18 protein-coding genes are annotated in these 23,295 nt (G+C 35.1%); 9 read left to right on the top strand and 9 right to left on the bottom strand.

Annotated elements, in window-relative coordinates:
• Nucleotides 1–225: 225 nt before the first annotated feature.
• Both VGE71_RS07260 and VGE71_RS07255 read left to right on the top strand, forming a co-directional pair.
• Nucleotides 226–5,166: a hypothetical protein gene (locus VGE71_RS07260; RefSeq protein ID WP_331137729.1), complete on the top strand. Its 4,941-nt coding sequence runs from the start codon at nt 226–228 to the stop codon at nt 5,164–5,166.
• A 3-nt stretch (nt 5,167–5,169) separates the two neighbouring features.
• Nucleotides 5,170–6,429 (top strand): gliding motility-associated C-terminal domain-containing protein, encoded by a 1,260-nt coding sequence (locus tag VGE71_RS07255; RefSeq protein ID WP_331137728.1) that lies wholly within the window; start codon nt 5,170–5,172, stop codon nt 6,427–6,429.
• 53 nt (nt 6,430–6,482) lie between these two features.
• Here VGE71_RS07255 and VGE71_RS07250 read toward each other — a convergent pair whose 3' ends face one another.
• Both VGE71_RS07250 and VGE71_RS07245 read right to left on the bottom strand, forming a co-directional pair.
• A complete protein-coding gene (locus VGE71_RS07250; protein ID WP_331137727.1) occupies nt 6,483–6,815 on the bottom strand; it encodes a YegP family protein in 333 nt (110 codons plus the stop codon).
• A gap of 372 nt (nt 6,816–7,187) precedes the next feature.
• The gene (locus tag VGE71_RS07245) at nt 7,188–7,937 is read right to left on the bottom strand and encodes a DUF1349 domain-containing protein (protein WP_331137726.1); all 750 of its coding nucleotides are present in this window, start codon (nt 7,935–7,937) and stop codon (nt 7,188–7,190) included.
• Nucleotides 7,938–8,037: 100 nt separating this feature from the next.
• On the opposite strand from VGE71_RS07245, the gene VGE71_RS07240 reads away from it, so the two are divergent.
• The 3 genes from VGE71_RS07240 to VGE71_RS07230 are packed head-to-tail and all read left to right on the top strand — an operon-like array spanning nt 8,038 to nt 10,573.
• Complete coding sequence (locus VGE71_RS07240; protein WP_331137725.1) at nt 8,038–8,814, top strand: helix-turn-helix transcriptional regulator; 777 nt, start codon at nt 8,038–8,040, stop codon at nt 8,812–8,814.
• A gap of 36 nt (nt 8,815–8,850) precedes the next feature.
• On the top strand, nt 8,851–9,984 hold the full coding sequence (locus VGE71_RS07235) for an XdhC family protein (protein ID WP_331137724.1): 1,134 nt from the start codon (nt 8,851–8,853) through the stop codon (nt 9,982–9,984).
• A complete protein-coding gene (locus VGE71_RS07230; RefSeq protein WP_331137723.1) occupies nt 9,965–10,573 on the top strand; it encodes a nucleotidyltransferase family protein in 609 nt (202 codons plus the stop codon). Before VGE71_RS07235 ends, VGE71_RS07230 begins: the two co-directional genes overlap by 20 nt.
• Before the next feature lie 279 nt (nt 10,574–10,852).
• Here VGE71_RS07230 and VGE71_RS07225 read toward each other — a convergent pair whose 3' ends face one another.
• Complete coding sequence (locus VGE71_RS07225; RefSeq protein WP_331137722.1) at nt 10,853–11,989, bottom strand: cysteine desulfurase family protein; 1,137 nt, start codon at nt 11,987–11,989, stop codon at nt 10,853–10,855.
• 351 nt (nt 11,990–12,340) lie between these two features.
• On the opposite strand from VGE71_RS07225, the gene VGE71_RS07220 reads away from it, so the two are divergent.
• Genes VGE71_RS07220 through VGE71_RS07210 form a run of 3 tightly spaced genes read left to right on the top strand, consistent with a single transcriptional unit; the run spans nt 12,341 to nt 16,168 of the window.
• Entirely contained in the window at nt 12,341–12,979 is a 639-nt protein-coding gene (locus VGE71_RS07220) for a (2Fe-2S)-binding protein (RefSeq protein ID WP_331137721.1), read from the top strand.
• Nucleotides 12,976–13,956, top strand: coding sequence for a xanthine dehydrogenase family protein subunit M (locus VGE71_RS07215; protein ID WP_331137720.1), 981 nt, complete (start codon nt 12,976–12,978; stop codon nt 13,954–13,956). The genes VGE71_RS07220 and VGE71_RS07215 overlap by 4 nt, the downstream gene beginning before the upstream one ends.
• Before the next feature lie 7 nt (nt 13,957–13,963).
• The gene (locus tag VGE71_RS07210) at nt 13,964–16,168 is read left to right on the top strand and encodes a xanthine dehydrogenase family protein molybdopterin-binding subunit (RefSeq protein ID WP_331137719.1); all 2,205 of its coding nucleotides are present in this window, start codon (nt 13,964–13,966) and stop codon (nt 16,166–16,168) included.
• Nucleotides 16,169–16,451: 283 nt separating this feature from the next.
• Here the strand turns inward: VGE71_RS07210 and VGE71_RS07205 are convergent, their stop codons facing one another.
• The 5 genes from VGE71_RS07205 to VGE71_RS07185 all read right to left on the bottom strand — a co-directional run bounded on the left by VGE71_RS07205 (nt 16,452) and on the right by VGE71_RS07185 (nt 20,753).
• Nucleotides 16,452–17,015, bottom strand: coding sequence for a DUF2911 domain-containing protein (locus VGE71_RS07205; RefSeq protein ID WP_331137718.1), 564 nt, complete (start codon nt 17,013–17,015; stop codon nt 16,452–16,454).
• A gap of 424 nt (nt 17,016–17,439) precedes the next feature.
• Nucleotides 17,440–18,624 (bottom strand): mannonate dehydratase, encoded by a 1,185-nt coding sequence (gene uxuA / locus VGE71_RS07200; protein WP_331137717.1) that lies wholly within the window; start codon nt 18,622–18,624, stop codon nt 17,440–17,442.
• Between the two features lie 23 nt (nt 18,625–18,647).
• Complete coding sequence (locus VGE71_RS07195) at nt 18,648–19,460, bottom strand: SDR family oxidoreductase (RefSeq protein ID WP_331137716.1); 813 nt, start codon at nt 19,458–19,460, stop codon at nt 18,648–18,650.
• Between the two features lie 178 nt (nt 19,461–19,638).
• Nucleotides 19,639–20,301 carry a bifunctional 4-hydroxy-2-oxoglutarate aldolase/2-dehydro-3-deoxy-phosphogluconate aldolase gene (locus VGE71_RS07190; protein WP_331137715.1) on the bottom strand — a complete coding sequence of 221 codons (663 nt, stop codon included), beginning with the start codon at nt 20,299–20,301 and terminating at the stop codon, nt 19,639–19,641.
• 2 nt (nt 20,302–20,303) lie between these two features.
• Entirely contained in the window at nt 20,304–20,753 is a 450-nt protein-coding gene (locus tag VGE71_RS07185; protein ID WP_331137714.1) for a YhcH/YjgK/YiaL family protein, read from the bottom strand.
• A 164-nt stretch (nt 20,754–20,917) separates the two neighbouring features.
• Between VGE71_RS07185 and VGE71_RS07180 the strand changes: the two genes are divergently transcribed.
• Complete coding sequence (locus tag VGE71_RS07180; RefSeq protein WP_331137730.1) at nt 20,918–21,988, top strand: substrate-binding domain-containing protein; 1,071 nt, start codon at nt 20,918–20,920, stop codon at nt 21,986–21,988.
• Between the two features lie 220 nt (nt 21,989–22,208).
• Here the strand turns inward: VGE71_RS07180 and VGE71_RS07175 are convergent.
• A partial coding sequence (locus VGE71_RS07175; protein WP_331137713.1) for a DUF4861 family protein occupies nt 22,209–23,295 on the bottom strand: 1,087 nt, incomplete at its 5' end.

Raw genomic sequence — 23,295 nt, 5'->3', positions numbered from 1 at the left:
TTGCTTGTCCAGTTATAAGCTATCTGCCTTTATACTATTTTTAGAAAACTCTTTCTACACACTTTACTAGATAATTACGCCCTCTTTTAAATTAAAAGTATTTTTTATTAAAAATTGCTTTCATTACAGTTTTATCTGTCTCAAGTTGAATGTTTCATAAGTATTAATTGCATCTTTTTTTAACTATTAAGTCTCTAATTCTAGTGTTACTATTAATTCGATATTATGAAAAAAAATTTACTTTCTATCTTTTTATTACTGTGTAGTCTTGTTTCTCATTCACAAGTAGGTATTGGTAACATACTACCAAATCCATCTTCTCAATTAGAAATTACAGCTACTGATCGTGGATTATTAATTCCCAGAATTAATTTAACCAGTTCAGCTGATGTTTCTACTATTACAAATGGAAATATAAATAGTTTGTTGGTTTTTAATACAGCAACAATTTCAGATGTAAAGCCTGGTTATTATTATTGGCTTGATAATAGATGGAATAGAGTTGCGATTGCAGGAGAAACAGCTGTAACTCCAGGAACTGTTATTTATAATTCAGTTACTCAAACATTTTCTTATATTGATAATTCAGGAAATGCTCAGGTAGTTGATTTTAGTTCTATTGTGAAAGCTAATGAGACTGTTACCACACAGATTCAAAATATAGCAACAGGAGTCATAACCTATACAAATGAGAAAGGAAATACAGTAACTTCTCAGGTTGTTAGTAGTAATACAGGAAACTTACTTCAAGTTGGAACCGATGGTGGAGCAATGTTAGATATTGCAGCACTTCCTGTAAATTCTACTACAGTTTCGAATGCATCAACTGCCAATACATCAACGGTAACGGTCAACGGAATCACAAGTACTGGCGCACCGATTGTCAATTCAAATACGACTTCATTAACGGGAACCAATTTAACGACAACGGTAAATGGTGTTTCAAGCACGGCTTTGGATTTATCTCCAGCCATTTCAGCGGGAACCACCAATGATTTAAGCCTTTCAGGAAATACACTGACTTCGAATGTAAATGGTGTTTCTTCGACTTCAGATGCTGTAAGCGGCGTTTCGAATGCATCAACTGCCAATACATCAACGGTAACAGTAAATGGAGTTACCAGTACCGGTGCACCGATTGTCAATTCAAATACAACTTCATTAACGGGAACCAATTTAACGACAACAGTAAATGGTGTTTCAAGCACGGCTTTGGATTTATCTCCAGCAATTTCAGCGGGAACCACCAATGATTTAATCCTTTCAGGAAATACACTGACTTCGAATGTAAATGGTGTTTCTTCGACTTCAGATGCTGTAAGCGGCGTTTCGAATGCATCAACTGCCAATACATCAACGGTGACAGTAAATGGAGTTACCAGTACTGGTGCACCGATTGTCAATTCAAATACGACTTCATTAACGGGAACCAATTTAACGACAACGGTAAATGGTGTTTCAAGCACGGCTTTGGATCTAACTCCAGCTATTTCAGCGGGAACCACCAACGATTTAAGTCTTTCAGGAAACACACTGACTTCGAATGTAAATGGTGTTTCTTCAACTTCAGATGCTGTAAGTGGTGTTTCTAATGCATCAACTGCCAATACATCAACGGTGACAGTAAATGGAATCACGAGTACTGGTGCACCGATTGTCAATTCAAATACAACTTCATTAACGGGAACCAATTTAACGACATCGGTAAATGGTGTTTCAAGCACGACTTTGGATTTATCTCCAGCAATTTCAGCAGGAACTACCAACGATTTAAGTCTTTCAGGAAACACACTGACTTCGAATGTAAATGGTGTTTCTTCAACTTCAGATGCTGTAAGCGGTGTTTCGAATGCATCAACTGCCAATACATCAACGGTAACAGTAAATGGAATTACCAGTACCGGTGCACCGATTGTCAATTCAAATACAACTTCATTAACAGGAACAAGTCTGACCACGACGGTAAATGGTGTTTCAAGTACAGCTTTGGATCTGACTCCAGCGATTGAGGCAGCCACAACAGTTTCAAATGCATCAACTGCCAATACATCAACAGTTACGGTAAACGGAATCACGAGTACCGGTGCACCAATTGTCAATTCAAATACAGCTTCATTAACAGGAACCAATTTAACGACAACGATAAATGGTATTTCAAGCACAGCTTTGGATTTGTCTCCAGCGATTTCAGCAGGAACCACCAATGATTTAAGTCTTTCAGGAAATACACTGACTTCGAATGTAAATGGTGTTTCTTCAACTTCAGATGCTGTGAGCGGCGTTTCGAATGCATCAACTGCCAATATATCAACGATAACAGTAAACGGAATCACAAGTACTGGCGCACCAATCATCAATTCCAATACTTCTTCTTTGACAGGAACAAACCTGACTACTACGGTTAATGGTGTAACTTCAATTGTGGATCTCGCAACATTGCAAATAGAGCCGTGGCAAAAAGAGCTTAGCACCAATAAAGCCACTTTAAATACAGACAATATTTATCAGATGGGGAATGTTGGTATAGGTACGAATAACAGACTAGCGGGAGTAACATTAGATGTTCGTGGGGCAGTAAGATTAGGTAATCCGCCAAATCCTGTTCCAACAGTAGGTACTAGTTCTTTTGTTGCAGGATTCGAGTCAGCAGCTTCGGGTGATTATGCTATATCTATGGGACGTTATACTAAAGCTGATGGTTACAATTCATTTGCGGCAGGAAACAGTGCTGAATCTCCAGGAAATTATTCAGTTGCGATTGGCAATTTTGCAAAATCATCCGGAACATCATCTTTAGCTTTAAGTTCAGGCGGTGCAGAGGCCCAAGGAGATAATTCTATAGCATTGGGTGTGGGAACCGTTGCTCCAGGGGTTAACTCAACAACTATGGGTAAATATAACGCTATAATAACAGCAAATGCTACTTCTGTCATTGCAATAGACCCGTTATTCCAAATCGGTAATGGTACGAGTTCAGTTAAGAATAATGCGATGACTATTTTGAATAATGGCAACACTGGTATTGGCTTAAATTCTACAACAGGTCATAGTCCAGCAGAACGTTTTGACGTTGGAACTGGAAATGTACGTGTTAGAGATATAAATACTGTTACAGGAACTGCTTCAGACAATGTGGTGGTGGCTGATGCAACTGGTATTTTAAAAACTATAACACCAGCATCTTTAATACCTGCTACAAGCAATGCACTAACCGCTACTAATGGCAACCTGTTATCAACAGTAAACGGTGTTGTATCAACGCCTGCGGTGTCAGTATTAACATCAGCTGATAATGGATTGACCGCTACTAATGGTAACATACAATTAAGCGGTGCTTTAACAAAACCAACTACCATAACAACCACTGCTACCAATACGTTAACGCTAGCAGGTTTACAAGCTGGTGCCGTTACAGATAATCTAGTAATGGCTGATGCAAGCACCGGAGCTCTAAAAATGATGAGTCCATCACTTTTAAATGACTGGCATATAACAGGTAATACAGGTACAAACTCTGCGATTAACTTTTTAGGTACAACAGATAACCAGCCGCTGATGTTCAGGATTAATAATATCTTTGCTGGTACACTCTCTGTTAACAATACGGCCTTCGGCTACAAATCGTGGAATTCTACTACTGTCCCTACCGGCACACTGAACGTAGCCTTAGGTACTAATGTATTGTCTGCACTTACAGGTGGTTCTAATAATATAGCTATTGGTAACAATGCATTGAATGCAAATACAGCTGGTTCTAATAATATAGCGATGGGGAATAATGCGCTTGCTTCTTATGTTGGTAACAACATTGGAGGCAGTAATATTGCTATCGGTAATTATGCTGGCAATAAAACGAATAATACTTTTGGTAATATTGCCATAGGTGAAGGTGCATTACAAGAGAATACCACTGCTGCTTATAGTACCGCTATCGGATACAATGCATTAAATAAAAATCTTGCTCAAGGCAACGTTGCCATTGGTGGGCTCGCTTTGGTAAATAACAATGGCAGCCAGGCGGAGTATAATGTAGGGATTGGCTTTCAGGCATTAACTGCTAATACCACGGCTGGTTATAATGTGGGTATAGGCTGGCATTCTCAATTTGTCAATACCACAGGCAATGACAATGTTAGTGTGGGACCTTTGAGTTTAGGAGGCAACACCATAGGTGCTGGCAATACAGGGATAGGTGCAAATGCAGCAGCATATGTTACTACTGGAAGTTTTAATACTTCTTTAGGGCATTTTGCGAATTTAACAACTCAAACAGGTAGCTATAATATAGTCATCGGGGCGTTGCAAACTGCATTGAGAACAAATTCTGTGAGCATAACAGCGAATAATGGTCTAGCCGTTTCTAATGCGTCAGCCAGTAACGAAATGAATATTGGTAATACCATAATAGGTGTAGGTGTAAACAATCTTTTAACCAATCCAGCATTAGGTTCGGGTGGTAAGATAGGGATCAATACAGGTTTGGGAGCATACCCAACAAATCCCAATGGTGTTTCGGCTACATTGGATGTAAATGGCGATACCCGTATTCGTAACCTGCCTGCTGGTGCAACTACAGATAATTTGGTGACTGCAGATGCTAATGGGTATTTAAAAACAATTGCTACTTCGGCTTTAGCTGTTGAGCCTTGGCAAATACAAGGTACAACTAATAAGGCAACTAACAATAATGATGCTATTTACCAAATGGGAAAAGTGGGAATAGGAACCTCAGATATGTTAGGAGGAACTACTAATGCTTCAACCTTGCTTGCAGTAAATGGTTCTATAGAAACTGCATTTAATCTTTATTCAGACTATGTTTTTGAAAAATATTTTAATAAAGTAAGTCCTTTAAACGATAATTATACTTTTAAATCATTAAAAGAAGTTGAGGTTTTTATAAATGAAAATAAACATTTACCGGGAGTTACTAGTATTAAAGAATTATCAAAAAATGAAAGAGGAGAATATATCTTCAATATTTCTGAACTTTCTGTTCAAGTATTGGAGAAAGTGGAGGAGCTTTATCTGCATACAATTGAACAACAAAAATCAATTGATGCTAAAGACAAAGAAATTCGAAATCTAAAGGAAACAGTAAGCGATATGGATCTACGCATTGCCCGCCTAGAAAAGTTGTTAGAAAATCAATCTAATAAAAAATAAGCCATGTATAGAGAAAGAAACTACATAAAGGAAGTTGCATTTGTTTTTTTCTGCACAGGTCAGTTATTTGCACAAACAGTTAATGTGGGGGAATTGTCTATTGCACCCAATTCACAGTTTTCGACAGTTTTTGATTTTGATAATAAAGCAAACGGAGATGTATTAAATGATGGCAATTTATATGTCTATGCCAACTTTAAAAATGATGGATTATTCACATTTACAGATTCGAACAGCGGAAAAACCTTCTTTATTGGTAATAAGCCACAAGTAATTAATGGAGACGCAATTTCGGGTTTTCAGAATATTGAATTTCAGAATAGCTCAGGAACTGTTCCGTTTCAATTGACGACAACAATAGAGATTAACAAACTTGCAGCATTTAAAACAGGAATTATCAACGGATCTAACAATATAGGTAAAATAGTTTTTAATGAAAATGCCACATATTCAGATGCCAGTAATTTGAGTTTTGTTGATGGAAGAGTAGAAAAAAAAGGGACACAAAAATTTGAGTTTCCTATAGGAGATGACGTTTATTTTAGACCTTCAATCAGTGACGGCAACAACAGCAATAATAGTTATACAACCGAATATTTCTTCGAAACAATTGGAAACATCCATCCGTATACAAGCAAAGAGGAAAGTATTACAACAATAGATGAGGTTGAATACTGGAATTTAATTCAGGAACAAGGAACTGAAAAAGCAGTTTTAAGTCTAACATTAGATAAAAATACGACACCCATTGTTTTCTTTCAGGAAAGTAATGACACAGAACTCGCAATTGTAAGATGGGATGTAGCAACTTCTAAATGGATTAATGAAAAAGGTAGTACAACAGATCTCCTTACAGGAGCAGATTATACTAAATTAGTAACTACGCAGGTAAGTGGATATGGTATTTTTACTATAGCAATAGTAAAAAAAGAAAATCCAGAACCGCCATCTGATGAAATTACAATTTATAATGCTGTCTCTCCAAATGGAGACGGAAAAAATGATAGTTTTCATATTAAAGGAATTGATAAATTTCCGGATAATAAAGTCGAAATTTACAACCGTTGGGGAGTAAAAGTATATGAGACATTATCTTATAACGAAAGCGATAATGTATTTAGAGGCTATTCAGAAGGACGCGATACTATTAAGAAAAGTGATGGCTTACCAGATGGGACTTATTTTTATATTATTGAATATAATAATAATGAAAAAGTAGTTCATAAATCAGGTTATCTTTACCTTAGTAAAGAAAATGAATAAAAATAAAGCGAGGTAAAAACACCTCGCTTTATTTTTATATTTTTAAATTAAACTTAAGATGTTTGATCATCTATAGTAGCCTCAGGAGCATTTTTCTTTACAGATTCGATTCCGTTTTCTCTGGCAGCAACACTTTCGTACATTTCGCTTGAACCAATGATTTGACCATTTCCAGCTTTTAAATTGAAATAAGGTTTTCCGTTTTTAGCTTCTTTTCTGTCGTAACGATTATCGTCAGCTGCATTAGTTTTTACAGATTCAATACCATTATTACATGCCGCTTTTGTAGTGTAGCCTTCGCTTGTTAAAATGGTCTGACCATTACCAGCTTTTAAATTAAATTGAAACTCTCCGTTGGCTCTGGTTGTAATTACAAATTTTCCCATGTAGTTTATTTTTAAGATTAGGTAATAATATTTTGCTATTGATAAAAATACAAAACTTGGTAATATAAATCATACATTAGTATGAAAAAATGATTATCTTAAGAATAAAAAATAGACTATAATTCGTTGGATCAAATAGGCTTAAATAGTTTTTTAAATAAAGTTTAATTTGATCTGCTGAAATCTTTTATAAATCTGCGTGAAAATACTTTTTTAAGTATCGATTTTTGCATGCAGATTAAAAAAAAGATAAAAGCAGATTTACAGAGATTTAAATCTGCTTTTGATTAAAATTAAAAATTAAAAATTAATAATTAATAATTTAACCTAGCAGGTAATTATAAAAAAGGGATAATCTATCTCAAAGAAAAATTAGATTCCTAAACGAAAATCAGATACACTTTTTTCTTCTAGATTGATTTCTTCAAAAATGCTTTGTGTTCCTTTATCAACTGGACATTGCGTGCTAATTCCCATCCAGATTTCTTTTGGATAATTGTTTTTATACAAACGAACCATTTGCCAGTTCTTTTTATCTAAAGAATAATAACTTGCCACTGTTTTAGTGTCCGAAGAAATTTTCATATAAACAGAAGGCTCTTTTACCACATCGTGATTGTTGTCATCAGAAGTTCCCATTGTACGAACGGTTACAATTCTGTGATTTCCTCTTTCGTCCTGTTCAAAACAGAATTTTTGGTAGAAACTATCATTCACATAAATGTATAAAACTCCAGCATTGTATAAACCTTTCTCAGTAAATTGAGGAGTTACTTTAGATACAAGCGTAAAAGGTTTGGTATTATCTACTTTAGACAAAAGCATTGGAGCAGTGGTATTCGATAATTTTCCATCAGGATCGGAGAAATAATCTGATTTTTCGCCAGCCTTAAAGATGATCTTTTCATTTGCCTCCGTTTTAATTAAAGTATCAGCACCATTAACCGCTTTAGTAAAATGGATGTTTGAAAGTTTAATGTCACAAGGAGCGCCATTTACAATAGCCGAATCAGTTTTGGTTTCTTCTGTCATTGTTGTTTTTGCTGTTTCATTTTTGCCATTACAGCTTGTCAGTAAAGAAATACTTAAAATTGTAATAGCGCTGTAAAAAATTGTTTTCATAAATTATTTTTTTGGGATAGAAAGTGATATTTTTAATGTTCCAAAAATAAAATTGCTTTTAAACAAAGGCAATACGTAAAATTAACCAATTACACATTTAATGCCTAAGAATCCTTCAATCGAAAACCAATTAATAACTACATTTTTAGAACAAAATTTTGAGATTGGAGAATCAAATGATATCGAAATGTACAAACAATTCGTCATCAATTATGTCAAAATAGAGCAGTGTGTAGCAGTTTTATCCGATTATCAATCAGACAAAAGTTATATTTACGCAGGAAGTTTTGGTTCCGTTTTCGGACTTCCAGATGAAAACTCCGTAATCGATTCAGCTTTTGAAGAATGTATTTTTACTAAAATCAATGCAGAAGATTTGGTAGAACGTCATGTTTTAGAACTTAATTTTTATCAGTTTTTAAAGGAAATTCCGAGAGAAGAATATAGTAATTACAGCACTTTGAGCCGTTTAAGAATGAAAGATTCTAACGATAAAATTACATATATCAACCATCGAACGATTTATTTAAATACGTTTAATAACGGAAGTATTTCACTTTCTCTTTGTTTGTATCTACCATCAACCGATTTACAGCCTCGAACAGGAATTGACGGAAAGATTTTTAATATAAAAACAGGAGAAGTAATCGAATCTGAAAAGTATAAAAACAATACTGAAAATATACTTTCTAAAAGAGAAACGGAAGTCCTAACCAGCGTTGCAAAAGGAAACAAAAGCGAACAAATTGCAGCAGAAATGCATATTTCAGTTTATACGGTAAGACGCCACAGACAAAACATTATCGAAAAATTGAAAGTAACCAATACGGCAGAAGCAGTTCAGACGGCTTTTGTCATGGGAATTATTTCTCTTTAAAAGATTTCCTTATTTTTGTTTAGAGGATAATGGATTATGAAAGAAATCAGCGATATATTAAAAGCCTATTCAGAAGCACAAAATGAAGATAAAAAGTGTGCTTTGGCAACCGTTGTAAAAGTTGAAGGTTCATCGTACAGACAAGCAGGCGCTCGTATGCTGGTTACCGAAGATGGTTTTTTAACTGGTGCTATAAGCGGTGGCTGTTTAGAAGGCGATGCTTTACGAAAAGCACTTCTGTCCATTCATCAAAAACAAAATAAATTAGTTACTTACAATACCAGCAACGAAGACGAAGGAGAAGTTGGTTTACAACTTGGTTGCAACGGAATCGTTCATATTTTGTTTGAATATATTGATAATGAAATTGCCAATAATCCAATTCAGCTTTTACAGCAATTAGAACTAGAAAGAAAAGAAGCCGTTATTGTTACCGTTTTTTCACTCAAAAGAAATGCTTCCCAAATTGGAACGACTTTGTTTTTTAGAAAAGAAAGTCCCATTTTACATCACAATAACGATGTTTTAAATCTAATTTCTGATGCAAAAGAAGTGCTGGAAACCAAAACTTCAATTGTGAAAAAACTACATTCTGAAAGCGATAATGAAGCGTTGATTGAATATATAAAACCTCCAATTTCGCTGATAATTGCCGGCGCAGGAAACGATGTGCAGCCTTTGGTAAAAATGGCTAATGTTTTAGGTTGGAAAATTACCATTCAGGAAGGCCGCGCCACTCATGCAACCAAAAAGCGTTTTCCTAAAGCCGATCATATATTTGCCATAAAAGCAGAAGATTTTTTAGAAAATATTGTCATTGATAATCAAACGTATTTTTTACTAATGACGCACAATTATAAATACGATTTAGGGGTTTTAAAATTGTTGTTAGAAAGAGATTTTCACTACTTAGGAATTCTTGGACCAAAGTCAAAATTCAACCGAATGTTAGATGATCTTTTGATAGAAGGAATCACCGTAAACGAAGAACAGCTGGGAAAAATTCACAGTCCTGTTGGTTTGGATATTGGTGCCGAAACTTCAGAGGAAATCGCCTTATCAATCATTTCAGAAATCAAAGCGTTCGCATCAGAAAGAACGGGAACTTCATTAAAATACAAGGAAGGGAAAATTCATAACGAAATTCATTATGAAGCAATTTCTAAATAAAACAGGTATAATTATTCTTGCAGCAGGAAATTCTTCTAGATTGGGAAGACCAAAACAATTATTGGAATATAAGGAATCAACTTTGCTGAAAAACGCGATTTCAGAAGCTTTAAAGGTTGAAGATTCTTTTTTAATATTAGTAACTGGTTCAAACCATGTTTTGATTGAAAACGAGCTTAATTCAGATGAAGTTACATTTTCTTTCAACTCCAATTGGGAAAATGGAATGTCTTCATCAATCGTAAAAGGCATTACAGAATTATTACGCTTAAATCCGGATTGTGAAAGTTGTATTTTAGCTGTTTGTGATCAGCCGTTTGTAACGAATTTTGTTTTTGAAAATTTGATAGGTGAATCAAAAAGAAAAAATAAAGGAATTGCCGCTTCCGCTTATTCTGAAACTTTAGGAACCCCGGTTTTATTCCATAAAAAATACTTCAAAGAATTGTTGGAATTAAAAGGGCAGGAAGGAGCCAAAAAACTCATTAAAAAACATGCTGAAGATGTAGTTTCAGTTTCTTTCGAAAAAGGAAATATTGATATTGATACAGAAGAAGATTATTCTAAGTTGATTTCTTTTGATAAGTAACAAAGGTTCAAAGTGACAGAGAGACAAAGGTTTTTGTTTAATGAAGGTTTTTTAGATACAGTTTGTCATTTCGACGAAGGAGAAATCTTCGTAAGTAGCTCCATACAGAATATCGCCAATCTTTGCGGAGTTTCTCGCGGAGATTTCTCCTTCGTCGAAATGACAAAACTTATATGTATGACCAAAGAAAAAAACTTTGCGTTTCTGCTCCCGATAACTATCGGGATCGCGAGATTAAAAACAAAAAAACTTTGTTTAGCGCCTTTGCGGCAAAAAAAATCAGCGACGTAACTTCCAAGCCACTTCCAAAACCCGCTCGACAGCAATCTCAATTTCCTCAGAAGTAGTAAATCTTCCGAGACTAAAACGGATCGAGCTCAAAGCCTCTTCATCAGACAATCCCATTGCTTTTAAAACATGCGAAGGCTCGGAAGTTACAGCCGAACAAGAAGCACCATTTGAAACAGAGATATTTCCTAAAGCCAAAATCAGCTGTTCTGAATTTACGTTTGGGAAACAAATATTTGTGGTATTATAAATTCGGTTTTCTGTATTTCCATTTACAAATGAACCTTCAAATTTCAGCAAGCTTTTTTCAAGTTTGTCTCGTAATAGAGAAATTCTATTTTGATCTTTTTCTAATTCATTTACAGCAATTTCGGATGCTTTTCCTAAACCAATAATTCCGGGAACATTAAGCGTTCCGCTGCGTAATTTTCTTTGTTGTCCGCCTCCAAGAATTTGAGGAGATAATTTGATTTTGGCTTTTGCCGAAACATACAAAGCGCCAATTCCTTTAGGGCCGTAAAATTTATGTGCAGATAACGTCAAAAGATCAATTTCAAGTTTTTTAACATCAATTGGAATTTTGCCAACAGCTTGTGTTGCATCACATATAAAAAGCACATTTTTGGCTTTGAGGATCTTAGATATTGCATTGATATTTTGTATGACACCCGTTTCATTATTAGAAAACATTCCAATGAAAACCAGTGTTTTATCGGTAATAATTTCTTCTAAAAGTTGAAGATTTAAAAGTCCGTCACGATCAGTTGGTAGATAAGTAACCTCAAAACCAATTTTCTCCATAAAACGACAAGTTTCTAGAACCGCTTTATGTTCGGTTTGAATCGTCACAATATGTTTTCGATTCTGATCGACCAAACCTTTTATTGCCAGATTTATGGCTTCAGTAGCGCCCGAAGTAAAGATGATCTCATCAGCATCAGCGTTTATCAAATCAGCGACCTGCCAAGTCGCATTTTCTACAGCTTCTTTTACAGATAATCCAGCTAAATGTGTCCCAGTTGAATTAGCATACAAATCAGTAAAATACGGAAGCATCGCATTCAAAACGCGTTCATCGATACGAGTTGTGGCATTATTATCAAGATAAATGGTTTCGTTCTGTGGCATAATTTGTAAAAATACAATTTTATAATCTCGCAAAATCGTAGAGACGCAAAGTTTAATTTAAAAAAAATAACCATATAAGTGATATAAGTAATTTTAAGTTTTCTCTTAATTGAACTTATATCACTTATATGGTTCAAAACTTTGCGTCTCTACGACTTTGCGAGATTTCTTTTTATAAAAGCTTTGTGAACTTTGCGAAGCCCTTTGCGCCTTTGCGGTTAAAAAAACAAACAAAACTGTAATTATTCTAAATAAGAGTAATGTTTGAATTTCATAACTTTTTGTGATTTAAGTTGACTAAATTTGTTAGAATGACAAAAAGTGAATTGGCTAATTTAACAAATAGACTGAATGGCTTCTAAAAAAACAAATCAGGATAAAGTAACAACGGAAGATGCAAATTCGCGTCGTGACTTTATAAAGAAATCAGGACTTTTTACCGCTCTTGCTTTTACGCCACCTTCTTTGGTAATGGCTTCAGACAAGAAATGGGATGAAAAAATAGCAGAGTATTTAGAAACAGTACCGCTTTCTATTGAAGTAAATGGCAAAAAACACAATTTGAATATCGAACCGAGAACTACGTTACTTGATTTACTTCGAGAACAATTGCAGCTTACCGGAACCAAAAAAGGTTGCGACCACGGACAATGCGGTGCCTGTACTGTTCATGTAAACGGAACTCGAATTTTATCCTGCCTTTCTTTAGCAACAATGCAACAAAATGCGCAGGTTACGACAATCGAAGGACTTTCAAAAGGTAAAAAACTGCATCCAATGCAAGAAGCTTTTATCAAACACGATGGCTTTCAGTGTGGCTATTGCACGCCTGGACAAATTATGTCGGGAATTGCTTGCATCAAAGAAGGTCACGCCAATAGCAGAGAAGAAATTAGCGAATATATGAGCGGTAACATCTGTAGATGTGGCGCTTATCACAATATCGTTGACGCCATAACTGAAGTGAAGGAAGGAGGGAAGGAAATATGAAAAACTTTCAGATAATTAAAGCCTTGTCGTCTTCATCAGCAATTACTGGTAAGGCAAAAGATAACTCTACGATGTATATCGCTGGAGGAACGAATCTGGTCGATTTAATGAAGAAGAACGTTATAGCACCAGACAAGCTTGTTGATATTAACGGATTAGATTTAAAGAAAATCGAATTTTTAAAAGGAAAAGTTTCCATTGGCGCATTGGCAAAAAATAGTCAAGTTGCCGAAGATGTTTTTATAAAAGAAAAGCACCCTTTGTTGGCATTGGCTTTAGCAGCGGGAGCTTCTCAGCAAATCAGACATATGGCAACGGTTGGAGGTAATATGTTACAAAAAACACGTTGCTCGTATTTCTATAATACAGACATGCCTTGCAACAAACGTACTCCAAAAAGCGGTTGTGGTGCTATTGGTGGTTCCAACAGAATGCATGCCGTTTTTGGAACTTCGGACAGCTGTATTGCCGTTCATCCAAGCGATATGTGTGTGGCTTTGGCTGCGCTTGACGCGAAAGTTTTGGTTGAAGGTCCAAAAGGAAAACGAGAAATTGATTTTACTGATTTCCATCGTCTTCCAGGAAATACGCCAGAAAAAGACAATAAACTCGAAGAGAGGGAATTGATTACTTCAGTTGAAATTCCTGATAATAATTTCACTAAAAATGTTCATTATCTAAAAGTTCGTGACAGAACGAGTTATGCATTTGCATTGGTGTCTGTTGCGGTGGCTTTAGATATTAAAAATAATAAAATAAATGATGTCAGGCTGGCTATGGGCGGTGTGGCACATAAACCATGGAGATTGACTGAAACAGAAAAATTTCTGAAAGGAAAAACAGTTTCAGAAGATATTTTTAAACAAGCAGGCGATTTGTCTATGAAAGGTGCCAGAGGATATGGAGGCAATGATTTTAAACTAACGCTTGGAGGAAACGCAGTAACAGAAGCACTTACAATAGCAGCATCAAAATAATTAAATTATGAGTAAGACAAGTAATATTAATAGAGTTGACGGATTTGCTAAAGTAACAGGTTCTGCAACTTATTCAGCCGAATATAAAACGCAAGGTGTAGTCTATGCCTGCCTTGTGGGAAGTACAATTGCCAAAGGAAGAATCAAAAGTATTGATACTAAAAAAGCAGAATGGGCGCCAGGAGTTTTGGCGGTCATTACGCATTTGAATGTGGACAAACCTTCTGGTTATCAAAAAGCAAAAGACAAACGGAATTTCGGTCAGCCGCTTCAGATTTTCAAAGATGATTCGGTTTTGTATTACGATCAGCCTATTGCTTTGGTGATTGCCGATACTTTCGAACGTATGCGTTATGCGGCAAGTTTGATTAAAGCGGATTATTTTAAAGAAGAACATTCGACAGAACTTCATAAAGCGGCTGATAAAGAACGAAAAATAGACACCGATAAAGGAAATGATTACCACCGTGGCGAACATGACGGTTATAAAAATGCTGAGGTTGTTTTGGAAACGGAATACACGATTCCAACCGAAGTTCATAATCCAATGGAATTAGCGAATATCATTGCGAAATGGGAAGGAAACAAACCGATTTTATACACCAAAAGTCAAGGTGTTGAAGGAACTCGCAGAAGTGTAGCAGGAGTTTTTGATGTTCCGGTGGAAGATGTTGAGGTTCATGCTGAATATATTGGAGGTGCTTTCGGAATGGGATTGCACACTTGGCCGTATGAAATTGCCGCCTTGATTGGTGCCAAAAAATTAAATCGTCCTGTGAAATTGGTTTTGCATCGAGAGCAAATGTTTACCAATGTTGGTTTCAGGCCTTATACTATTCAAAAAATGGGATTAGGTGCTACAAAGGACGGAAAACTAACAGGATTAACACATGAAGCAGTTGCCATGACTTCGAGTTACGAAGATTTCATGGAAGGAACCGTAAACATGTCACGATTTATTTATGATTGTCCGAACGTTTCTACGCGTTACAGAATTGTGCCATTGGATACGTGTACACCAATCTGGATGCGCGGTCCGGGAGAAGCAACGGGTTCTTTTGCGTTAGAATCTGCAATGGATGAATTAGCTTATAAATTAAACTTAGATCCGATTGAATTCAGAAAACGTAATTATGCTGAAAAAGATCAGGAACAAAATAAACCGTGGAGCAGTAAATTTCTTTTAGAATGTTACGAAGCAGGAATGGAACGTATTGGCTGGAACAATCGTAAAAACGAACCAGGTTCTGTAAAAGAAGGAAATTGGCTAGTAGGTTACGGAATGGGAACGGGAACTTTTGGCTGTTATAGAAGTCCAACTTCAGTAAAAGCAAAATTCTTAGCCAATGGAGATTTAGTCCTGCAATGCAGTGTAAACGATATGGGCCCTGGTACAGCAACAATGATGACGGCAATTGGAGCTGAAGTAATTGGTTTGCCATCAGAAAATGTCATTATCGAAATGGGTAAAAGCGGATTACCAAAAGGGCCGACACAAGGAGGCTCTGCTACGACTTCATCGGTTGGTTCTGCCGTGCATGATGCCTGCAATTTATTGTTGAATAAAATAATAGAATTAGGAAGTAAAAATCCTGCTTTAAAAGGAATCGCCATTACAGATTTGACTTTTGAAAATGGTGCAGTTTCTTCTAAAAAAGATAAATCTAAATCGGTTTCGTTGGCAACACTTTTAAGCAGTAATAAATTAGAAGATTTTGAAGTAGAAAATCTTTCGAAAGCTGCTGAAGAAGCAAAGAAATATTCGATTTATTCGTTTTCAGTTCATTTTGTAAAAGTATTAGTGAATCCGAATTTAGGTAAAATTAGATTGGCGCATGTGGTTTCTTGTGCAGATATTGGAACCGTTATCAGCCAGAAAACTTCTGCGGGACAAATGTTTGGCGGAGCTGTCGGCGGAATCGGAATGGGATTAATGGAAGCTTTAGAAATCGATCATCGTTTCGGTCGCCCAATCAATAATAATTTTGCCGATTATCACGTTCCCGTAAATGCAGATATTGAAAAGCAGGAAGTATTTTTCGTAAACAAAAAAGACCCAATCAGTAATCCAATGGGAACAAAAGGTTTGGGAGAGACGGCTTTAGTTGGAATGGCGCCTGCAATTGCAAATGCTGTTTTTAACGCGACAGGAAAACGTGTTCGAGATTTACCAATTACATTGGATAAGATTATAGAAACTGCTAAGGTTTAAGGATACAAAAATAATTACAAGAGTCCCTTTGAGAGTAAAATCTTAAAGGGACTTTTTTGTTGTGAAAAAATCTCGCGAAGTCGCAGAGATGCAAAGTTTTTTAAACCATATAAGTGATATAAGTTCAATTACGAGAAAACTTAAAATTTCTTATATGACTTATATGGTTGTTTTTTTTGCATTAAACTTTGCATCTCTGCGACTTTGCGAGATTAAAAAAAAGTCGCAAAGCTTTAAAAAAAACTTTGCGACTTTGTGCCTTCGTGGCATATATCAGTAAAAATTACTTAACTGTAATAGGCAATTCAACAGTTGTTTTGTCCCATCCAATAACTAAATTAGCGATATTACCTTGAGTTGTAAACGCAATAGATAAAGCTTCGATTGGAGTAGAAACTGCTTTAACAGGAACAGAAACTCTAACTACATCTTTGCTTTCGTCATAAGCGTAACCACCCCATAAATCCAATTCTTTATTGATGATGATCGTCCATTTGTCTTTTTCTGGAATTGCAAAAAAACTATAGTAACCTGCTGGAACTTTTTTACCGCCAATTGTTACGTCTTTGTAGAATTTGATTTCTGTATTTTCGTTAGCACCCACTCTCCAAACTTCACCAAACTTTACAACATCACCAAAAATAGTTCTTCCTTTAGCAGAAGGTCTTGCATAAGTAACTTTGATAACCGGATTTGGATTGTCTGTTTTTTTGAATTTAACCGCTTTGTTTGGGAAATAAGAAATATCAACAGGACTGTTGTCTAATGGAGCAAATTTCACCACGTCTTGTGCCTGAACTGTAAAAGCAGCAAACAATGTAACTGCTAGTAAATAAATTTTTTTCATAGGATTACAATTTTTAGAATAACTACAAAGTAAGTTAATAATGAAGAAAAATCATATAATTTACAGTCTGTTTTTTGTTAATGAATTGGTAACAGTTTTGGTAATGTGATTTTATTTCTGTTCCAATTTTCTGTTCAGACTTTTTTTTAGGCCACAGATTAGAGGATTAAAGTGATTATATTTCACGCAGATTTAAAAAGATTTTAGCAGATAAAGCAGATTTAGTTTTCTCGCAGATTAAACAGATTAAATTAAAATCTATTTGCTCTCTGTTGAAAATTAAAAAAAATAAAATCAGCTTAAATCTTTTTAAATCTGCGTGAACCAGAAAAAACTTTGCGTCTCAGCGACTTTGCGAGACAAAAAAAACACAAAGCTTAAAAAGAAAAGCTTTGTGTCTTAATGTCTTCGTAGCAAAACCTAACTATAAAGATCTTTTGATCCCTATTTCAAGTCCGCGTAGTTCTGCAAGACCTCTCAAACGACCGATAGCAGAATACCCTGGATTTGTTTTTTTCTTCAAATCATCCAACATTTGATGTCCGTGGTCGGGACGCATTGGTAATTTGCTGTTGTTTCTTTTTTCCACTTCCAAAATTGCTTTTACAACTTCGTACATGTCAACATCTCCTTCTAAGTGATTCGCTTCGTAGAAACTTCCTTCTTCGTCACGTTGCGTACTTCTTAAGTGAATGAAATTCATTTTATCGCCATGACGTCTTACGATTCCAGGTAAATCATTATCAGCACGAACACCGTACGAACCTGTACACATCGTGAATCCGTTTGATGGAGAAGGAGCAGCATTCATTAATTCAATCAAATCTTCTTCTGTACTCACCACTCTAGGAAGTCCTAAAATAGGGTAAGGAGGATCGTCTGGGTGAATGGCCATCAAAACACCTTTACTTTCGGCAACCGGAATAATTTCTTTTAAAAAGTGAAAAAGATTATTCTTTAAAGCCTGTCTGTCAATATGATTGTAAGCACTTAAGGTTACTAAGAAATCTTCAACAGAATAAGCTTCTTCAGCACCTGGAAGACCCGCCAAAATGTTCTGCTGTAATTTTACTTTGTCATCAGCATTCATGGCTTCAAAATAGCTTTTTGCTTTTTGTTTTTGCTCTTCAGAATATTCGTTTTCAGCACCTGGTCTTTTCAAAATATGCAATTCAAAAGCTGCAAAAGCATTAATGTCAAAACGTAAAGCTTTTGAACCGTCTTCAACTGTATAAGACAAATCAGTTCTTGACCAGTCTAAAACAGGCATGAAATTATAACAAACACATTTAATTCCGCATAAAGCTAAATTTCTGATGCTTTCTTTATAGTTCTCAATATATTCCAGATACCTTCCTGTTTGTTTTTTGATGTCTTCATGAACCGGAATACTCTCTACAACCGACCAAGTTAAACCAGAAGCACCTTTTTTAGGATCTCCGTCTTCGTGTTCGATTTCTACTTTTCTTTTAATAATTTCATCAATACTCCAAACTTGTCCGTTTGGAATATGGTGTAAAGCGGTAACAATTCCGGTAGCTCCGGTTTGTTTAATATCTTGTAAAGAAACAGGATCATTTGGTCCGAACCATCTTAATGTTTGTTCCATTTTATGTAATTTATTTTAATATTTTAGATACTTGTAGCGGCGAAACCTCCGTCTACTTTTAATGTTATTCCGGTTACGAATTTCGACATGTCGCTGCATAAGAATAAAAGTGCACCGTCAATATCTTCTGGAGAACCAAATCGTCCCATTGGTGTGTGGTCAATGATTTTTTCTCCTCTTGGCGTCAATTTACCTTCTGGAGTTAATAATAATGCACGGTTTTGTTCACCGATGAAAAATCCAGGAGAAATAGCGTTTACACGAATTCCTTCTCCATATTTTGATGCCAATTCAACCGCCATCCACTGTGTGAAGTTGTCAATTGCCGCTTTCGATGCCGAATAACCAACTACTCTTGTTAAAGGTCTTTGAGCCGATGCTGATGAAATATTGATGATATTTCCTGATTTCTGTTTTGCAAAAAGTTCAGAAAAAACCTGAGTTGGAAGCATGGTTCCAATAATATTCAAATCGATAACTTTTTGCAAATCATCACTTTTCATATCATAAATGGCCTGATCTGGCTGAATAGTTGCTCCAGGCATATTTCCACCAGCGCCATTAATCAAAATATCAAGACGACCGTATTTTTCAACGATAAAATCTCTAACTTTTTCTATTTCTTCTTTGTTTAAAACATTCGCTTGAACAGCAAAACCTTGTCCACCATTTGCTTCGATTGTTTTTACAGTACTTTCTGCTTTTTCAAGTGATTGTGAAACGATTCCGACAATAACACCTTGTTTTGCCAAAACATTAGCAAAATTGCTTCCTAGAACTCCCGCACCTCCTGTAATCAGTGCAATTTTACCTTTTAGATTGAATATTGAATCCATTTTTTTAATTTAAATTTTCAATACTTTAAATTCCAAATTCCAATTTGAAAATATAAAGTAGGTTATGGTTTATTTTTATTTAAAATTCCAATACTAAAATTCTAAATTCCAAATTGAAAAGTACAGTTAAGGTTTCTTTTTAATTGGAATTTGGTCCCGATAGCTATCGGGATGAAATTTAATTTCTAATTGCTTCAATCAAATCCAAAACTCTTTTCGTTTCTTTTTCGATAGTGTCGTAAGCTTCGTATTCCATTACTTCTTTACTAATTAATTTGCTGCCCATTCCAACAGCAGAAACGCCAGCATTAAACCAGGTTTCAATACTTTGCTTAGTAGTATCAACTCCGCCAGTTGGCATAAAAGTTAAATCTGGGAATACATCTCTAATGCCGCTCATAAATTCTGGACCTAAAATATTTCCTGGGAAAAGTTTAATGAATTTTACACCTGTATTTTCAGCCGCAATAATTTCTGTTGGCGTCATACATCCTGGGGCATATAAAACTTCTTTTCCGATTAAAAAAGAAGCTACTTCAGGAACAAATCCGGGACTGATAAAAAAGTCCGCTCCAGCTAAATAATATGTTTCAGCCTGTGTTAAATTTTTGATTGTTCCTATTCCTAAAAGCATTCCTGGCATTTCAGCGTCTCTTACTTCAATCATTTTATTGAAGTTTGAAAGTGCTTCTGGACCGCGACTTGTGTATTCTACAGCTCTGATTCCTACATTATAAAGTGTTTTTAAAATAGCAACACTTTTATTCTCATCAGCATTAAAGTATAAAGGAAGCATTCCTTGTTTTAGAATAACTTCTATAGCATTTTCAATTGTACTCATTACTATATTTTTACTTTTATTACAATTTTCTTCAATAATACTTCACCAATCATTGCAGTGTGTACATCTTCAGGAAATAAGATGGCAAATTGTTTTTCCTGTAATTGAAAAAAGGTATCTGGAGCATCATGAAAAAAACGAACATCTCTTTCGTCACTGTAATCTCCATTCGGATTTACACATTTTTCTCTCGGTTTCCATGCAAAAGTTTCTGGACCTTTGATAGAAATCTGAATGTCAATGTTTTTATCATGGCATTCAAATCCTTTTACGGCTTCTTCTTTTGTATTTCCTTGTCCGACAATTACAATGAGCTTTAAGCCTTCGCCAATTTCAAAAGCACCTTCTTCAAGAGTAGCAATATCATTTTGACTTACATAATCAAACGCTTTTTTAAAATTCGGATGCAGATTGTAATATTTAGCTGCGTTATGTAATGAATCTACTATCATTTTATTAGTTGTTGTTTTGTTTTTAATAGTTAGTTTTCAATAGATAACATAAAAAAAGAATTGTTTTTTTAATGTTATGTGTATATTTGCGTGTGCGTACACGGTATTTTACAAATGTATGTAAAATGCGTTGTAAAACAACTTATTTTTGATAAAATAAATTAATTTTACTGTACTGCTTTTATTTTTTTAACTTAAATAGAATCAATATCATAACAATTAAGAAAATTGCCGAACTAGCTAATGTTTCTCCAGGAACAGTTGACAGAATCATACACAAACGCGGACAAGTGGCGCAGGAAACGGTTGATAAAGTCAATGCGATAATTGAAGAGTTTGGCTATAAGCGAAACATTCTGGCAAGTAATCTGGCATTAAATAGAAAGTTTCATTTTGCTGTTTTTCTACCAAAGTCTGAAACTTTAGAATATTGGAGAAGTCAGGTTGACGGAATTGAAAAAGCGGCTGTAGAGTTTAGTAAATTCGGAATCGTTTTGGATTATTTTTTTTACGATTACAATCTAGTTTCTTTTAAGGAAACAGTTCAAAAAGTGATGCAGTTTGATTGTGACGGTTTGTTATTTGCTCCTATATTTTATCAAGATTCGGTTGATTTTTTAAATGAATATCAAAAGAAAGATATTCCAATCGTCATGATTGATTCTAATATTTCTGAAGAAAATCAGCATGCGTATGTGGGACAAGATGCATTTCAGAGTGGTTATTTGGCAGGAAGATTAATCAGTTTTGCTGTCAAAAATGAAAGACAGGTTTTGATTTTTAAAATTACAAGAGAAATTGAAAGTACTTCGGTTTATTTGCAACGAATTGACGGATTTTATTCTTATTTTAAAGATCACGATGAATTGACCAATTTCAAGTTTTCTGAAGTTACGCTCAAAGATTCCAAAATAGATCAATTAAGTTTAGAAATGTTTTCTGGTGTAAACAGTGTTTTTGTGCCGAATTCGAGAGCTTATATTGTAGCTGAGTTTTTAGAAAAAAACAATATCAAAGGAGTTCGAATTATTGGTTTCGATTTACTTAAAGAAAACATCGAATATCTCAACAAAGGTGTAATTGATTTCTTAATTAACCAAAGACCAGAAGATCAAGGCTATATGGGAATTAATTATTTGTATAAGAAATTGGTTCTTCAGGAAGAAACAGAACAAACGCATTATATTCCGTTGGAAATTATTTTGAAGGAGAATTATTTTCCTGCTAAGCGATAGTTTTTTGTCGCTAAGCTGCTGGGTTTTAAGCTTTGGTTTTTTAATCTCGCAAAGTCGCTGAGACGCAAAGTTTTTAAAACATAAAATGTGAACATAGCCCAAGGTTTCAACCTTGGGGAACGTATTGTGATTTTCGTTGCGTTCCAATGGTTGAAACCATTGGCTATGTTCAATCTAGAAAACAAAATCTTTGTGCCTTAGTGCCTTAGTGGCAAAACGATTATTTCTTAACCTTCACAATCAAAGGATTATTAATTTTCTCAGCAAAAGAACTTAGATATTTTTCCCATTCCTGTTTAGTCTGAAACGGACTTCCTTTTTTCCAACCGAAACCAGCATAATAAATTGCTTTTCCGTTTTTAACAGCAACGTTTCCGTAAAGATTGCTTAATTCTTTTTCATCAGTAACATGATTATCAAAACTAACTACAGAAGCTTTTGGAATAACCAAACCCATTCCGATTTCAGAATCATCAATTGGTTCCCAATAGCTTGCCCAGCCTTCTTTTAAATTTGTTTCTGAAACTCCTTTTTTGTCATGTAATGTTAGTCCTGCAGAAACAGTTTTAGTTCCAGTTATATTGACTTCAAAACGAGAAAGCTGGCTTCCATAATCTAAACTGATTAATTTAGATTCGGTTATTTTATTGCCTTTAGCATCCCAATCGGCATAAGTTAAAATAAAACTAGTTCGGATTGGTCCCGTAGTGATGGTTTTCCAACTGATAAAATTTTTAGAGAAGTAATATTTGCCGTCTACATTTACTGCAATTCCGCCAATTCCACGGCTGTCTCCAACCTGAAAATTATCCAAACCTTCTCCTGTATCTTTATGATAACTTCCGGTTCCGTTTACGGTTTTTTCGTACCATTTGTTAATTATTGGATATTCCACTTTTTTTAGCCATGCGTCAATTCCACTGGTTAATGTACCTCCAGGAACTTTGTCTTCAACCATTTTTTGTGCCACAGGACCATAAGTTCTAAAAGCAACTTTGTTGTTTTCCCAGGCATAATCGTCTGTACGTTCGGGAACAAAACGAGAATAACAGCTAATTACTTTTGACGCCGTTGGATTTGTTCCTTTTAAAACCTCAAAATCCTGTTTAGAAGAAGCTTTAATTTTAGGTTGAAATAAAAGAAGATCCATGATTCCGTCGCCATCGTTATCAACGGTTTGACTTTCTAAAAATGAATTATTGCTTAAATCTTTTACAACATAATTTTCAAGTTTTGAATCTGAAGCTAAACCAAGTGTTTTTTTAGTTAATTCTATTGTTTCAAATTCACGGTCAACTTTTAAATTA

This window comes from Flavobacterium sp., from assembly GCF_036405015.1.
Taxonomy (GTDB): domain Bacteria; phylum Bacteroidota; class Bacteroidia; order Flavobacteriales; family Flavobacteriaceae; genus Flavobacterium.
Note: the sequence above shows the minus strand (reverse complement) of the source record. Positions and strands in the feature narration are given on the sequence as shown.

What these genes read in the sequence shown, in the direction of transcription:
- VGE71_RS07260 (WP_331137729.1), top strand. Translation starts at nt 226, where the DNA reads ATGAAAAAAAATTTACTTTCTATCTTTTTATTACTGTGTAGTCTTGTT.
- VGE71_RS07255 (WP_331137728.1), top strand. Translation starts at nt 5,170, where the DNA reads ATGTATAGAGAAAGAAACTACATAAAGGAAGTTGCATTTGTTTTTTTC.
- VGE71_RS07250 (WP_331137727.1), bottom strand. Translation starts at nt 6,815, where the DNA reads ATGGGAAAATTTGTAATTACAACCAGAGCCAACGGAGAGTTTCAATTT.
- VGE71_RS07245 (WP_331137726.1), bottom strand. Translation starts at nt 7,937, where the DNA reads ATGAAAACAATTTTTTACAGCGCTATTACAATTTTAAGTATTTCTTTA.
- VGE71_RS07240 (WP_331137725.1), top strand. Translation starts at nt 8,038, where the DNA reads ATGCCTAAGAATCCTTCAATCGAAAACCAATTAATAACTACATTTTTA.
- VGE71_RS07235 (WP_331137724.1), top strand. Translation starts at nt 8,851, where the DNA reads ATGAAAGAAATCAGCGATATATTAAAAGCCTATTCAGAAGCACAAAAT.
- VGE71_RS07230 (WP_331137723.1), top strand. Translation starts at nt 9,965, where the DNA reads ATGAAGCAATTTCTAAATAAAACAGGTATAATTATTCTTGCAGCAGGA.
- VGE71_RS07225 (WP_331137722.1), bottom strand. Translation starts at nt 11,989, where the DNA reads ATGCCACAGAACGAAACCATTTATCTTGATAATAATGCCACAACTCGT.
- VGE71_RS07220 (WP_331137721.1), top strand. Translation starts at nt 12,341, where the DNA reads ATGGCTTCTAAAAAAACAAATCAGGATAAAGTAACAACGGAAGATGCA.
- VGE71_RS07215 (WP_331137720.1), top strand. Translation starts at nt 12,976, where the DNA reads ATGAAAAACTTTCAGATAATTAAAGCCTTGTCGTCTTCATCAGCAATT.
- VGE71_RS07210 (WP_331137719.1), top strand. Translation starts at nt 13,964, where the DNA reads ATGAGTAAGACAAGTAATATTAATAGAGTTGACGGATTTGCTAAAGTA.
- VGE71_RS07205 (WP_331137718.1), bottom strand. Translation starts at nt 17,015, where the DNA reads ATGAAAAAAATTTATTTACTAGCAGTTACATTGTTTGCTGCTTTTACA.
- uxuA (WP_331137717.1), bottom strand. Translation starts at nt 18,624, where the DNA reads ATGGAACAAACATTAAGATGGTTCGGACCAAATGATCCTGTTTCTTTA.
- VGE71_RS07195 (WP_331137716.1), bottom strand. Translation starts at nt 19,460, where the DNA reads ATGGATTCAATATTCAATCTAAAAGGTAAAATTGCACTGATTACAGGA.
- VGE71_RS07190 (WP_331137715.1), bottom strand. Translation starts at nt 20,301, where the DNA reads ATGAGTACAATTGAAAATGCTATAGAAGTTATTCTAAAACAAGGAATG.
- VGE71_RS07185 (WP_331137714.1), bottom strand. Translation starts at nt 20,753, where the DNA reads ATGATAGTAGATTCATTACATAACGCAGCTAAATATTACAATCTGCAT.